The following is a 14622-nucleotide window of genomic DNA, read 5'->3' on the forward strand; positions in this document are numbered from 1 at the left end:
GCGGATTGTATGAGGTTATTTGCGGTTTTAACTTATTTGTTTTAATTAAATTGTTAACTAACTTGACACATTTGTACGGGCTCTTGTTGTACACGGCACACTCGGTCGTTCATTACCTTGATAACGTCAAACTGTTGCAGTGCTTTTTGGTGGCTAAATTCATGTTTAGGATCCACCAGCATACATAAACTAACTTGTGAATTGGACTCTAACACCAAGTAACGGGCGCGTTGCTGTGCATTACATGCAAGCTCAATCATTTCGCCCTGCTCTGGTCGGTAACACCCTGCTTGTACTTCAAAAAACCAGCTTTTCGGCATCATAGGTTTATGGAAACGGATCGCGGTAATCGCATTTAAAATCCAATATACTTTTACCGCACTAGGTAGATCATAATCAGAAAGCTGCTCTAACAATTGGTAATATATCGCCGCATCATCAACGGTAAAAGGCATAACAGATTTAGGAAATGCCACCATTTTTTTACGGTTCAAATAAGGCTGAAAAACCAACTCATCACCCAATTCTAAACAGAGTTGGGATTGAGTTTTATCAAATTTCCATAACCAATTATCGTCAGGCTTTAAAATCATAATCTACTCTTTAGTTATTGAATGACTATAGCTATAAAATAAATATGATTATAAATCAAGTGTATTATTTAAAAATCAGTGTTAAGCACTAGTAATTTTCAACAATATTCTTAATTAAGCCTGGACCGTGATAAATAAAGCCAGAATAAACTTGAACCAATTTAGCACCCGCTTGCATTTTTTCTTTCGCGGCAATAACTGAATCAATACCACCAACACCAATAATTGGCATTGCGCCGTTTAATTCTTTATTTAGTATGCGAATAACTTCTGTGCTTAAAGTTTGCACTGGGCGACCACTTAAACCACCCGCCTCACCCGCATGAGGCATACCTTTAACCATGCTGCGCTCTAAGGTGGTGTTGGTGGCAATGACACCATCAATTTGGTGGCGAATAAAACAATCTGAGATTTGCACGATTTCTTCAACGGTTAAATCAGGGGCAATTTTTACAGTTAGCGGAACATATTTATTATATTTTTCGGCTAGTTTTAGTTGGCGATCTTTTAGATCCTTTAATAGATCATCTAACGCTTCACCGTATTGTAGTGTTCTTAATCCTGGTGTATTTGGCGATGAAATATTAACCGCAATGTAAGATGCATGATCATAAACTTTGTCCATACAAATTAAATAATCGTCTTTGCCTTGCTCAACGGGCGTATCAAAGTTTTTACCAATATTAATACCAATAACGCCTTGGTATTTTGCCGCTTTAACATTTTGCACTAATTGATCTACGCCGTGGTTATTAAACCCCATGCGATTAATAATGCCTTCGGCTTCTTTTATTCTAAATAAACGCGGTTTTGGGTTGCCATCTTGTGCACGTGGCGTGATGGTACCTACTTCAACAAAACCAAATCCCATGGCGGCAAAGGCATCAATACATTCACCATTTTTGTCTAAACCAGCCGCAAGCCCTACCGGGTTATCAAAGGTGATACCCATTACTTCCACTGGACGCTTTCTTAAGTGTTGGCGATAAACCATTTCAAGTGGTGTATTTTGAGTTCTTTTAAAATTGTTTATCGCAAGATCATGAGCTTTTTCAGCATCTAATTTGAAGAAAGCTTCTCTGGCAAGACGGTATAACATGTTGACCTCAATATTTTCGTTAAACAAACTTGTGCACTTAGCATGTTGTTACGCCGCACTATGGGCAATAACATTTTTTTCGCACACAATAAAAGGGGCATAAGCCCCTTTATCTTCCCTTTTTAAGTTTGCTAGGCTTTCTCTATACCTTAGTCTAAACCTTTATTCTTGTTCCGTATTGGCCAGACAGTTTAGGTTTAGCAGATTAAGCTCTCGCAGTGCAACCGAGAACTTGGCAAATTCATGAGTTGAGCTAGTTTTGAAATCCGCTAGCATGTGATACCAGCGCGCCAGTAGCCCTTCATGCCTTTGCAACCAAGCGTCGAGTATGTTACCGCAGAAATCACTTTCATGACAGGCAGATAATACCGCAGAAGCAAGGGATCTTTGTTGCCAATCAAGTTCTTCGCGAAATGATGCCCGTGCCAAAGCTTGCCAATGGTTGTCAACGACCAAGCCATTAATTTGCGCCAAGAACCAATGTAACTCCAGTTTTGCCCCTAGGCTGAAGTAAATTTCCGCACACACCATCACGGTGCGCTGATGTTGCTCGGAAATTTGTGCCAGATCCAATGCCGAGAACAACAGTTTTTGCTGACACATAAGTTGTGCTAGCTTTTCTGGCACACCTTGTTCAACCAAGCCATCACTTTGCTCTTTAAGTGTCGCTACTTCATCCTCTACGAGAATATTCAGCAAATTTTCTTGTAGCTGTTCATAAGCCGGTTTGTAAAACTCAATGTTCTCGGAGATGGTCCAATTGCGATTGCGCAAACGCAAGAACCAACGGGTAGCACGACGTATTGTGCGACGCGTTTCACTCATCATGGCAATTTGTGTGGCGGCAGGCACTTTATTATCTAATGCTTCAATGTCACGCCATATAGGATTTAATGAAAACACTTCTCGCGCCATCACATAGCATTTAGCTATTTCAGCATCTGAAGCACCGGTTTCATCCTTTAGCCGCGCAACAAAATTTAGCCCCATGTCGTTAACAATTTGATTGGCTATTTGAGTGGCTATTATTTCACTGCGCAGTGGGTGATTACCCATTTGAGCGGCGTATTTTTGTTGTAACACTCTCGGGAATGCCGACACTAAACTGTTCGCTAAATAACCGTCATCAGTGATTTCAGGGCAATTTAAACTTTCTTTGAGTACCATTTTGCCATAGGCCAGTAGCACCGAAAGCTCAGGACGTGTTAAGCCTTGGTCATGGGCCAAACGCTCTGAAAGCTCGTCTTCGTTAGGTAAGTATTCCAATGCGCGATCAAGTTTTTTCTCTTTTTCCAGACTATGAATAAAGCGGATCTGTTCTTTTAAGCTCTCTGCGCCAAGGCTTTGGGTCACAGAAATTGACTGCGCTTGACGATAAGCATTTTGCAATACTATTTCGCTAACATTAGCGGTCATATCCACTAACAATTTATTACGCTGTTTTAAGGTTAATTCACCATCGCTGACCAGTCCGTTAAGTAGAATTTTAATGTTCACTTCATTGTCTGAACAATCTACCCCACCAACGTTGTCGATAAAGTCGGTATCAATGCGGCCACCATTGGCGGCAAATTCGATTCGGCCTAGCTGAGTACACCCTAGGTTGCCACCTTCGCCCACCACTTTGGCATTAAGCTCACAACCATTGATGCGCACGGCGTCATTGGCACGATCTCCTACTTGGGCGTCAGACTCTTTTGCTGATTTAATGTAAGTACCTATGCCGCCATTCCACAACAGATCAACGGGCATTTTTATCAACTCGCGGATCAATTCATTAGGTGCCATGGCGCGCTGGGTAGTGCCTAACATGGCTTTAATTTCAGGGGTTAAAGTAATGGACTTGGCGCTGCGCAAAAAGATGCCGCCACCTTTGGATATCAGCTTGTTGTTATAGTCTGACCAACTTGAGCCAGCAAGCTCAAACAACCGCTTACGCTCATCCCATGAGCGAGCAGCGTCTGGCTCGGGATCGATAAAGATATGCATGTGATTAAACGCGGCTTGTAACTTAATGTGTTTCGACAACAGCATGCCGTTACCAAACACATCCCCTGCCATGTCGCCAATACCTACACAAGTAAAGTCGGTGGTTTGGCAGTCAATATCCATTTCTTTGAAGTGACGTTTAACAGACTCCCATGCCCCTTTAGCTGTAATACCCATTTTTTTATGGTCATACCCTTGGCTGCCACCCGAAGCAAAAGCATCACCAAGCCAAAAGTTATATTCGGCGCTAATTTCGTTAGCAATATCTGAGAAGGTAGCAGTGCCTTTATCGGCAGCAACTACTAAATAAGGGTCATCTTCATCAAGTCGAACCACTGCTGGTGGCGGTACTATCTCACCATTAATGATGTTATCGGTTATATCCAATAAGGCGCGGATAAAGATGCGGTAGCAGCGTTGCCCTTCAGCAAAAATCGCACTGCGATCACCGTCATCGGGTAGCTTTTTACAGACAAAGCCACCTTTAGCGCCAACAGGCACGATCACAGTATTTTTAACTTGTTGCGCTTTCACTAAGCCCAACACCTCGGTGCGAAAATCTTCTCGGCGATCTGACCAACGCAAGCCGCCTCGCGCAACTTTACCACCGCGAAGATGCACCCCTTCCACGTCTGGTGAATAAACAAATATTTCAAATACCGGACGCGGCCGTGGCATGTCGGTAATTTTGTTCGGTTTGATCTTCATTGATAGATAAGACTTAGCTTTGCGCTTGCCATCAGTTTGGAAATAGTTGGTGCGCACCGTGGCTTGGATCATTTCTAAGAAATGGCGGATGATCCTATCGTCATCTAAATTAACCACGTCGTCGAGTTGCGCGTTAATGGTTTCAATTAGCTTTTCTTGGTTAACGGATTTTTTCTGCTTGGGATTAAACTTAGCGTCAAATAACGCGACAATTAAACGCGACAATTCAGGGTAACGATTAAGGGCTGCTTCAATGTAATTTTGGCTGAATGTGGTGCCGGTTTGGCGCATGTATTTAGCATATGCGCGAAGTACCACGGTTTGTCTGCCGGTTAAGTCTGCCCCCAGCACTAAACGGTTAAAGCCATCATCTTCAAGCTCGCCCGACCATATTTGGGCAAATGCATTTTGAAAATCTTGCTGACGAGTGTCCATGTTCAGCGAGCCTAAGCCTGCATAAGTCATAGAGAAGTCTAAGATCCAGCCAACCGAGCCGTCGCTAATTTTAACCGCATATGGCGTTTCACCTATCACCCGTAGCCCCATATTTTCAAGCATGGGTAATACATCAGAAAGGTGAATGGGGTTATTTTTATGAAACAGTTTAAGTTTAACATTCAGTGAATCGGAGCTTTCTTCTTGGGCACGATAAAACTGCATACCAAGGGGATTATCCTCATTGAGCGCTTCCAGTGCTTGAATATCAGCAAGGGCGCTGCCAGCTAACATGTCTGCTTTGTACGCTCTTGGAAAACCTTGAATATATCGGCCCGCTAAAGTATTACCTTTGGCTTCGCCAAAATGGGTAAATAAGGCAGATTGCACTTTGTCATCCCATGAGCGCGCTGCTTCTATCAGGTTGTTTTCGATTTCTTTCACGTCTACCGGCATCTCACTATTACTCACTCGTACTAGGTATTGTGTTCGGGCTAATACCCCCTCGGTAAAATAGGTATTAAATTCGACTTCGCTATCGGTTTTAAAGTAGCGAGCAAGAATTTCTTGGGTCTTCATCCTTAACGCGGTATTAAATCTGTCTTTAGTGACAAACACCAGACAAGACATATAACGGCCAAACGCGTCTTTACGGATAAAGAGACGGGTCATGTCACGCTCTTGCATTTGCAACACGCCAGTGCCCGTGCTTAGTAGTTCTGACTCTTTGGCTTGCAGTAATTCGTCACGCGGGTAAGTTTCAAGCACATTTACCAAGGCTTTGTAGGCATGAGAGCCTTTTATTAGCCCTGATTTGGCCATAATACTTTCGACTTTATGGCGTACCATAGGAATTTGAGTGGCACTGCTGTTATATAAAGACGAGGCATAAAGGCCAATAAATCGATGCTCACCAACGACTCGGCCTTGTTTATTAAATTGCTTGATGCCGATGTGATCGATATAGGCTGGACGGTGAACGCGGCTTTTGACATTGGTTTTAGTTAAAATCAGCAGCTCTTCACTGGCCGCTTCTTCTTGCGCGGTTTTGGGTAACTGCGATAACAGATGAATTTCTTGACCTTGGCCTTTTTTCATCAAGCCTAAACTGGTATCCATTTTCGGGTTAATTTTATAGTCGCCTTTGACCGCTTCAATGGCGTATTCGCGATAGCCCATCATGGTTAAATTATGTTCAGCTAACCAAGCTAAAAATGACAATACTTGGGTTTTATGCTCTGGGTCGCCATGATAAGCAGACTCTTTTAGTTGCTTGATCACTTTATCCAACTGCTTGCACATAGGTTGCCAATCGTGCACCACAAGTGCGACATCTCCTAGCACGGCTTGTAGATCTTCAGCGAGACAAGACAGACAACTGTTATCGGATTGACGGTCTATTTCAATTAAAAAGACGGTTTCAAGTTTTAACCCTGCAGGATCGCGCAAGCTACTGCTGTCAACAATACTCTCAATGTGGTGATCTTTGCCTCGAACCAAACCCATAGGTTGATGTAACACTAAGTGTGAAGCGATGTTTTGTCGTTTCAAGGTCATTTGCACTGAGTCGACTAAGAAGGGCATATCGTCGACAATAATTTCAATAATACTGTGTGCTGATTGCCATCCGTGCTTTTCTAATGACGGGTTATATACTTTGATGTATGGCTCACTGCTCTGCCTTTGGTTAAGGGAGTTCCAAAGGCCGATGGCGGCTCCGTACATATCACTGTCGTTTCGTTCGACTAAATCATGCTCTGAAATGTGCTGGTAAAGATGTAAAACAAACTCTTGTGCTAACTTAGCTTTAGCAGCAGGTAGTTTATTTTTAACTAAATTAATGACGTTTTGCAGGATAACAGAGCTGGGAGAATCGGGTTTTACCATAATAAACCTCTAAGATATGAATACAGTCAGACACTTACTATTGAATAATAGCCAAACTAATCTTACTTCATAGGGTTTTGTGGTGAATTTATTTGAAAACGGTTAAGAATCGTTTTGATTTGTTAAGTTAAGCAGTTTTTTCTAGAGAAACAAATTTATTGTCTGCGGTTAGGGTCAATTTAAAGCGACCACGTATACCAAGCTGACTCAGCCAAGGAATGAATTTTACAGCAGGTAAGCGAATCGATTTCCCGTTATCGGCGATCACTTGTACATTGCGCACACTGCCGCGATAGAGGGCTTCAAACTCTTGGTAGGTTACGTGAATTGAAAAGTAAAATTCTTGCATCTTATGCTCACAACAAAGACGATAGCTGCGTTAACAGCTATCGTCTAAATGGTTTACTTTATTTGATCTAGACCACGGGTTACTTTCTCGTAGAGATCTTTAGCGAGTTCTGGCTCAGCTAACAGTCGTTGTAATTGCGCCACCATCAAGCCTTGGCGTGTTGCATCAAGGCGTTTGAATTGGATCAGCGGCGTGATCAAACGAGCAGCCACTTGCGGGTTGATCTTGTTAAGCTGCAGTAATACATCGCCTAAGAATGCATAGCCAGAGCCATCTATCGCGTGGAAAGTTGCAGTATTGGCCGACACAAAACTGCCCACTAATGAGCGTGTTCTATTCGGGTTTTTAATGCTAAAACTTGGGTGAGCCATTAACGCTTTTACTTGCGCTAAACAATCTGGCGCAGGGCTGGTGGCCGCTAAAGCAAACCACTTATCCATTACTAGGCCATCATGACGCCATTTACTGTCAAAATCCGCCATCAGTTCAGCAAGACAGTCTAATTGGGCTACATTTGCCGCGCTAAGGGCGGCAAAAGTATCGGTCATGTTATCGCTTTGCTCATAATGCGCTTTTGCCAATTCACTAGCATGCGCTTGCGCGACACGGCCATACAGGCTTAAACAGATGCCCGATAAGTTGCGTTTTTCAACGGCTTGCTGAGTCAGCTCGTATGGCGATTGGCTGCGATTTGCAAGATACAAACACAATAGCTCATCTGACAAGGCGCCAGCCAAGGTATCTAGCATGTCTTTACGCGCTTGTGCAATTGCATCCACATCAACTTGCTCAAACAGCTGCCACAGTGCGCTTTGACTTGGAAATGCCAAAATTTCTGCAATCAGAGCTAAGTCAGGCGTTTCATCGAGTAATAGACTGCGATAGGCATCAATCACAAAATCAGGCAGTTCAATTGCTTGTTGCTGCTGTACCCGAGCCACGTTCGTGATGAGATATTTATTAAATAAGTTTTGCGCGGCATCCCAACGCGCAAACGCATTGGTTGCTGTTTTGATTAGAATAGCTAGCTGTTGGTCACTGTAGCTATAGTGGTATTTAACGGGCGCCGAAAAATCTCTGAATAAGGCTGGCACTGGCTTGTTGGCTACCTGTGTAAACTCAAAAGTTTGCTCAGCCTGGGTGAGATTTAATACTTGGCTAGTATTGCCGTTTACTAAAATGCTCTCGCCCGCTTCACTCACCAGTTCAATATCAACCGGAATGTGCTGCGGTTGTTTTTCATCTTGATCCGCTGTGGGGTCGGTTTTTTGGGTTAAATGCAAACGGTAAGTTTGACTGGCTTGATCGTATTCATCGGTCGCGGTGACCACTGGCGTTCCCGATTGGCTATACCAACGGCGGAATTGCCCTAAATCAACACCTGAGCCATCTTCCATTGCTTTAACAAAGTCTTCACAGGTGACTGCTTGACCATCAAAACGTGACACATAAAGCTTCATACCGGCTTGGAACTTTTCTTCGCCCAACAAGGTATGGATCATACGGATAACTTCCGAGCCTTTGTTATAAACGGTTACTGTGTAGAAGTTATTCATTTCTATCACAGACTCAGGGCGGATCGGATGTGACATTGGGCCAGCATCTTCAGCAAATTGATGGCTACGCATGATTTTTACATTATTAATGCGATTAACCACGCGGCTACCTAAGTCACTGCTGAATTCTTGATCGCGAAAAACGGTTAAGCCCTCTTTTAAACTTAATTGGAACCAATCGCGACAGGTAATACGGTTACCCGTCCAGTTATGAAAATATTCATGACCAATCACTGCTTCAACGCCATCGTAATCGGCGTCAGTCGCTGTTTTGCTATTAGCCAAAACAAATTTTGAGTTGAAAACGTTGAGGCCTTTGTTTTCCATTGCGCCCATGTTGAAGAAATCAACCGCAACAATCATATAAATGTCTAAGTCATATTCGAGGCCAAAGCGTTGCTCGTCCCATTCCATTGAGCGTTTCAATGCGCCCATGGCGTAATCTGCACGATCAAGGTTACCTTTATCGACAAAAATTTCTAGTGCAACATCGCGACCAGAGACGGTTTTGTAGCTGTCTTTTAAAACATCAAAGTCACCCGCAACCAGGGCAAATAAGTAACACGGTTTTGGGAACGGGTCGTGCCATTCCACCCAGTGCTTATCGGCGCCGACTTCACCCTGGGCCATTTTGTTACCATTTGAAAGCAAGAAAGGATAACTGGTTTTATCGGCGGTGATCTTAGTGCTGAATTTTGCTAACACGTCGGGACGGTCTAAGTAATAAGTGATACGACGAAAACCCTCCGCTTCACATTGCGTACAAAGGGCATCGCCTGATTTGTACAAGCCTTCACCTGAAAGATTTGCCGCTGGATCAATTTGTGTTTGGATTTCTAAATCGAACTCTGCAGGTACATTAAATAAGGTGAGGCCCAATTCATTAACTTGATAGTCGCTGTAGTCTTGGCCATCAATTTTAAGATTAAGTAAGGTTAAGTGCTCACCATTTAGGAAGATTTGATCCGCTTGGCTTTGGCGCACAAAGTGCGTTTTTGCGGTAACAATGGTTGCACTGTCTTCAAGCTGAAAATCTAATGCGATCGTGGTGATGGTGTAATCAGGAGATTGATAATCTTTTAAATGCTTAGCTTGAGGTTGCTGTTCCATAACTTGACCTAACAATGAAAAATGGCCTTAAGGCTGACAAAAATTACTCACTGGGTCAATTTTATTTAAGTGTTACTAAAAAAGGGCCAATTTATGGCCCTTTTAGTGTTACCGGTTTCACATTAACCACTCAAAGTTAGAGGGAAATAATGCCAACTAGTTGTGCAAACACAATAGTGATTGCAACGGGAGCGATGAATTTCAAGCAAATGTAAAATACGTTAAACGCAGCGCTGTTAAGCTCTACTTCTTGTTCAATTATATGGCGCTTTACTTTCCATCCAACAAAGATAGCAGTGAATAGACCCGCTAATGGCAACATGATTTTAGAGGTTAAGTAATCGAGCACATCAAAGAAGTTTTCGCCATGTCCAAACAGTGACATTTTGGTCCACTCTGCGCCAGTAAACGAGTAGATAGAGCCTAAGCTTAATACCCAAATACCTAAGCCAGAGACGATAGCTGCAGGCCAACGGTTCATGCCTTTGCGCTCAACTAAGTATGCCGTTGCCGATTCAAGCAAAGCAATAGCCGATGTAAAGGCCGCGAAAACTATCATAACAAAGAAGACAGTGCCAAACAGATCACCCATTGGCATTTTACCAAATGCGATTGGCAGTGTTTGGAACAATAAACCAGGCCCTGCATTTGGCTCCATTCCATTGGCAAAAACAATTGGATAAATTGCTAGGCCAGCCATCAATGCAACCAAGGTATCGCAAATCGCAATCCAGATAGATGTACGCGCAATAGAGACACCTTCAGGAAGGTAAGCACCGTAAATCATCATGATGCCAGACGATAAACTCAAGGTGAAAAACGCATGGCCAAGGGCTTCCAGCACACTTTGAATGGTTAATTTGCTAAAGTCAGGCGCAAACATAAACGCAGCTGCTTCGCCAAAGTTACCTTCAATGGCCGAGTAAACCATGATAATGGCAAGGAGGATAAACAAAGCTGGCATGAGTGCCGTTACCGCTGCTTCTAAGCCCTTATTTAAGCCTTTACCCAAGACAAGCACCGTAGCAACAACCATTAAGCTAGTGCACAAGATAAGCTTGAACGGGTCACTTAGCAGACCGCCAAATAATGCGCCAACCGCATCAGCGTGGGCTGTGCCTGTATCACCCGCCGCGAGCGCCATTGCCGAGAATTGACCATCGCCGGCAAAGAACACGTAAGCAAGCGCCCAGCCTGCAATGACCACGTAGAAGCTCAAGATCAAAAAGCCCGCTAATACGCCAGATGTACCGAGTAAAGACCAATGTGTAGTATGGCCAGACTCTTGAGCAACTTTCGCCGCTGCGTTTGCTGGTGTTGATCGACCACGCTTACCTATAAATGTTTCTGCCATCATCACTGGGATACCAATGAAGAGAATGCAAAGTAAATAAACGATAACGAAAGCGCCACCGCCATTTTCACCCATGATATACGGGAACTTCCAAATGTTTCCTAAACCTACCGCTGCCCCTGTTGCTGCCAATATATAGGCAAAGCGGCTAGACCACCTTCCTGTGACACTCGTATTTGTATTCATTATTTTAATAACTCTTTTTTAATGTTGTGTTTGCAGGCGCAATATAATCATAAAGAACAAACACCTGACAACTAACAAAAAGCTACCAAATAGCAAATTTTAGCTATTTATGCTGATTTATACCGACTTTACCGAAAACTGATTCACTTTAACTGAATAAGTATTCCTTAGTGATATAACTATCATGCTGGTACACGGTGTTTTCTTGCATCATAAGCTAGATATATTATTAAAATGCAGACCATTAAACTACTTTTACCTTTAATTACAGTTTAATATTTCTGTTGAAAAATATTCAATAAGCCGTTATTTCATGCATATTTGCTGAATTAACACTTTAAACAAATATGAGATAAATTTTACATCTGAGTTTTGTTAAATATTGTTAATTTAGTTAACACAGCTTATTAATTATGTTTACTTGGGTATAAACAGTGTCTATGACTAACATAAAACTAAAATACAAAACTATTGTTTATATCAATATTAGGCTTTATAAGCTCACTCAGCTTACACTTTGTCATTCAAGGCAACGTTCTTAAGACATAAAAAAACCCAAACACTAGTTTGGGTTTAATTAGGCACATTTGAGATAGTTGCTAAATTAAGACTTAGCTAAATCTAATGTGATTGCAGCCGCTTCATCTAGATAAGGATCGGGGAGTTCAATATCATCTGGCACATCATCTAACTTAGTCACAGGTTTCTTACCAAGACGCGCAAGACGTTCATTTACGCGTTGCAGCTCTTGAGCCTCTTTTTCTTCGCGTAGACGCACTCGCTCTGCTTCAATTAGGCTGATGGTTTTACGATCTTTCTCTTTTTTATATTCTTCAATGTCTTGGTAAATGTAAGCAAACTCAGGCGATGCTTGCATACGTGCTTTATGATCTTTATCTAGTTTAGGTATCAATGCACTAAAGCTTCCTAACTGACTGTAGTTAGCTGGCTTAATTTGGTCCCAAGGTAGTGCATTATCTTCAACACTCTCCCCTGTTTCAGCGGCATCGATTGCCGTTGGGAAAAGTATGTCTGGTACGACACCTTTATTTTGCGTGCTACCACCGTCAATACGATAAAACTTAGCGATGGTGTACTGCACGTTGCCCATCGGCTTTTCGTAAAAGTCATAAATACGTGACACTTTACGGTGCTGCTGTACGGTGCCTTTACCAAAGGTATTTTCACCTAAGATAAGCGCACGACCATAGTCTTGAAGCGCAGCGGCAAAAATCTCTGATGCTGATGCACTGTAACGATCAACTAAGACAGTTAATGGCCCATCGTAACTAATTTCGCCATCTGTATCGGCATTGACTTCAATACGGTTACGGTTATTGCGCACTTGGACTACTGGACCAGAATCAATGAATAAGCCGGTAAGCAGTGTTGCTTCCGTTAATGCACCGCCGCCATTACTACGCAGATCGATGACGATGCCTTTTACGTTCTCAGCTTTTAGCTTTGTGATTTCTTTGTCAACATCTTGGCTGAGGTTGACATAAAAGCTTGGGATATCAATAACACCAATTTTTTCGTTATTTAAATTGATGACTTCCGATTTGGCGGCGCGATCTTCTAAATGCACTTTTTCACGTACGATAGGAACAATTTTAGTCCCAGCATCGCTGCCTGCTTTCGCGGGTAATACTTCAAGTCTTACGGTTGTGCCTTTAGGGCCTTTAATGAGATCCACTACGTCATCAAGACGCCAGCCAATCACATCCACCATTTTCTCATCACCTTGAGCAACACCGACAATTTTGTCATCGGCGTTAAGGTTTTTCGTTTTGTCAGCTGGACCGCCAGGAACAAGGCTGCGCACAACGGTGTAATCTTCTTCACCTTGTAACACCGCACCTATCCCTTCGAGAGATAGGTTCATTTCCATGTTAAAACGATCAGCGTTACGCGGTGATAAGTAGCTAGTATGTGGCTCAATTGTGCGCGCATATGCGTTCATCACAGTTTGGAACACATCTTCACTTTGCGTTTGAGTTAAGCGTTTGATGGCATTGTCGTAACGTTTGGTTAAGATCTTTTTAATTTCAGGCCATTTCTTGCCAGTTAATTTCAGATTTAATGCATCATGCTTAACTTTTTGACGCCAAATTTCATTCAATTCTGCGGTGGTTTTAGGCCAAGGGGCTTCACTGCGGTCGAACACATATTCATCTGGCGTATCGAATTTGATTTCTTCATCAAGCAACGTCAGAGCGAATTGAAAGCGCTCATAGCGACGTTGCAAGTTAAGGGCAAACATATCGTAAGTCGGCGCAAGTCTGCCTTTACTTAGATCTTCATCTAACTGCAGGCGAAACTTTTCAAATTGCTCTAAATCCGATTCAAGGAAAATATTACGATTATAATCAAGTTGCTTGATGTAACGGTCAAAGATTTCAGAAGAAAGTTCATCGTCAAGTAACATCGACTTATAGTGATTACGACTAAAAAGTTGCGTTACTCGCTTACTTACCGTGGCGTGTTGTGCCTCTTGCTCTAGCTTTGGCAATTGTTCAACTTTGATATTTGGCTGAACAGCAAAACTTAAACCAGCAACACATAAGCTTGTAGCAATCAGCGTTAAGTGAAAAACTTTCTTCATAGGGTAATCCTTGTATTAAAGAATCAGATGTTGGGCTTTCACTTTTAATGTCATACCTGACATTAACTGCACTTGCACATCGTCTTTATTGATATCAACTATGGTAGCAGGTACCGGCGCTTTACCCACAATCACCTTCACTTCTTGTGCTACTTTTAGCTGACCAATTTCTGCTGGCACATAAGTGACTTTTTCAGCAGGTTTTTCTGCTTTTGGCTTACTGCTACGGGCTGGTTTAGCGCTTTTAACCGGCGCTTTTTTAGCTGGATTTTTCGCAGCTTTCTCTTTTTCAGCAGCTTTACGCTCAGCAAACACTTTCGCCTTGCTTTCTTTTAGCGCTTTTTGAGCGTGTTCAATATGCTCAGCTTCAAGTTCATCACCTTCAACGCCGTCAAGATCAACACGTTTTGCACCCGGTTTAACACCGTGCAAATAACGCCAGCTTGATGTGTATTGGCGTAAGGCCGAACGCAATTGGGTTTTACTGACTTTGTCATCTTCGCCTAAACGTTCAGCTAAGTCTTGGAATATACCAATTTTGAGGGGCTTTGCCTCGCCTTCGGCGATAAAGCAAAGAGGGAACATTTCTACGAGATAAGCAATAATTTGCTTGTTGTTAGTCAATTTTTCAGTGTTTTCCATGTAAAACCTAAATCTCACTACGTTTCTATAATAAGCTGTTAGCCAAAACCACATTAGAGCGGCCGTATTTGTGAATGCTAACAAAAATATTCACATTCGACCATGCTTG

General features: G+C 42.6%; 8 protein-coding genes. All 8 read right to left on the reverse strand.

Annotation, left to right across the window (positions count from 1 at the left end; genetic code table 11):
• Window positions 1-53: 53 nt before the first annotated feature.
• Window positions 54-593, reverse strand: a complete 540-nt coding sequence (locus K1M91_RS00710) for a cell division protein ZapC domain-containing protein (RefSeq protein WP_232799636.1) — start codon at window positions 591-593, stop codon at window positions 54-56.
• A gap of 88 nt (window positions 594-681) precedes the next feature.
• A complete protein-coding gene (gene pyrD, locus K1M91_RS00715) occupies window positions 682-1692 on the reverse strand; it encodes a quinone-dependent dihydroorotate dehydrogenase (protein ID WP_232799637.1) in 1011 nt (336 codons plus the stop codon).
• A 162-nt stretch (window positions 1693-1854) separates the two neighbouring features.
• Complete coding sequence (locus K1M91_RS00720) at window positions 1855-6711, reverse strand: NAD-glutamate dehydrogenase (protein WP_232799638.1); 4857 nt, start codon at window positions 6709-6711, stop codon at window positions 1855-1857.
• Between the two features lie 127 nt (window positions 6712-6838).
• The gene (locus tag K1M91_RS00725; RefSeq protein ID WP_232799639.1) at window positions 6839-7060 is read right to left on the reverse strand and encodes a DUF2835 domain-containing protein; all 222 of its coding nucleotides are present in this window, start codon (window positions 7058-7060) and stop codon (window positions 6839-6841) included.
• A 53-nt stretch (window positions 7061-7113) separates the two neighbouring features.
• A complete protein-coding gene (gene pepN / locus K1M91_RS00730; RefSeq protein WP_232799640.1) occupies window positions 7114-9726 on the reverse strand; it encodes an aminopeptidase N in 2613 nt (870 codons plus the stop codon).
• A gap of 136 nt (window positions 9727-9862) precedes the next feature.
• Window positions 9863-11266, reverse strand: a complete 1404-nt coding sequence (locus K1M91_RS00735; protein WP_232799641.1) for a sodium-dependent transporter — start codon at window positions 11264-11266, stop codon at window positions 9863-9865.
• 604 nt (window positions 11267-11870) lie between these two features.
• On the reverse strand, window positions 11871-13871 hold the full coding sequence (prc, locus tag K1M91_RS00740; protein WP_232799642.1) for a carboxy terminal-processing peptidase: 2001 nt from the start codon (window positions 13869-13871) through the stop codon (window positions 11871-11873).
• A 15-nt stretch (window positions 13872-13886) separates the two neighbouring features.
• Window positions 13887-14513, reverse strand: coding sequence for an RNA chaperone ProQ (gene proQ / locus K1M91_RS00745; RefSeq protein WP_232799643.1), 627 nt, complete (start codon window positions 14511-14513; stop codon window positions 13887-13889).
• Between the last annotated feature and the right edge of the window lie 109 nt (window positions 14514-14622).

The sequence above is a fragment of the Motilimonas sp. E26 genome, assembly GCF_021278025.1.
In the GTDB taxonomy this organism is placed as follows: Bacteria; Pseudomonadota; Gammaproteobacteria; order Enterobacterales; family CBDFNC01; genus Motilimonas.

What these genes read in the sequence shown, in the direction of transcription:
- K1M91_RS00710 (WP_232799636.1), bottom strand. Translation starts at nt 593, where the DNA reads ATGATTTTAAAGCCTGACGATAATTGGTTATGGAAATTTGATAAAACT.
- pyrD (WP_232799637.1), bottom strand. Translation starts at nt 1,692, where the DNA reads ATGTTATACCGTCTTGCCAGAGAAGCTTTCTTCAAATTAGATGCTGAA.
- K1M91_RS00720 (WP_232799638.1), bottom strand. Translation starts at nt 6,711, where the DNA reads ATGGTAAAACCCGATTCTCCCAGCTCTGTTATCCTGCAAAACGTCATT.
- K1M91_RS00725 (WP_232799639.1), bottom strand. Translation starts at nt 7,060, where the DNA reads ATGCAAGAATTTTACTTTTCAATTCACGTAACCTACCAAGAGTTTGAA.
- pepN (WP_232799640.1), bottom strand. Translation starts at nt 9,726, where the DNA reads ATGGAACAGCAACCTCAAGCTAAGCATTTAAAAGATTATCAATCTCCT.
- K1M91_RS00735 (WP_232799641.1), bottom strand. Translation starts at nt 11,266, where the DNA reads ATGAATACAAATACGAGTGTCACAGGAAGGTGGTCTAGCCGCTTTGCC.
- prc (WP_232799642.1), bottom strand. Translation starts at nt 13,871, where the DNA reads ATGAAGAAAGTTTTTCACTTAACGCTGATTGCTACAAGCTTATGTGTT.
- proQ (WP_232799643.1), bottom strand. Translation starts at nt 14,513, where the DNA reads ATGGAAAACACTGAAAAATTGACTAACAACAAGCAAATTATTGCTTAT.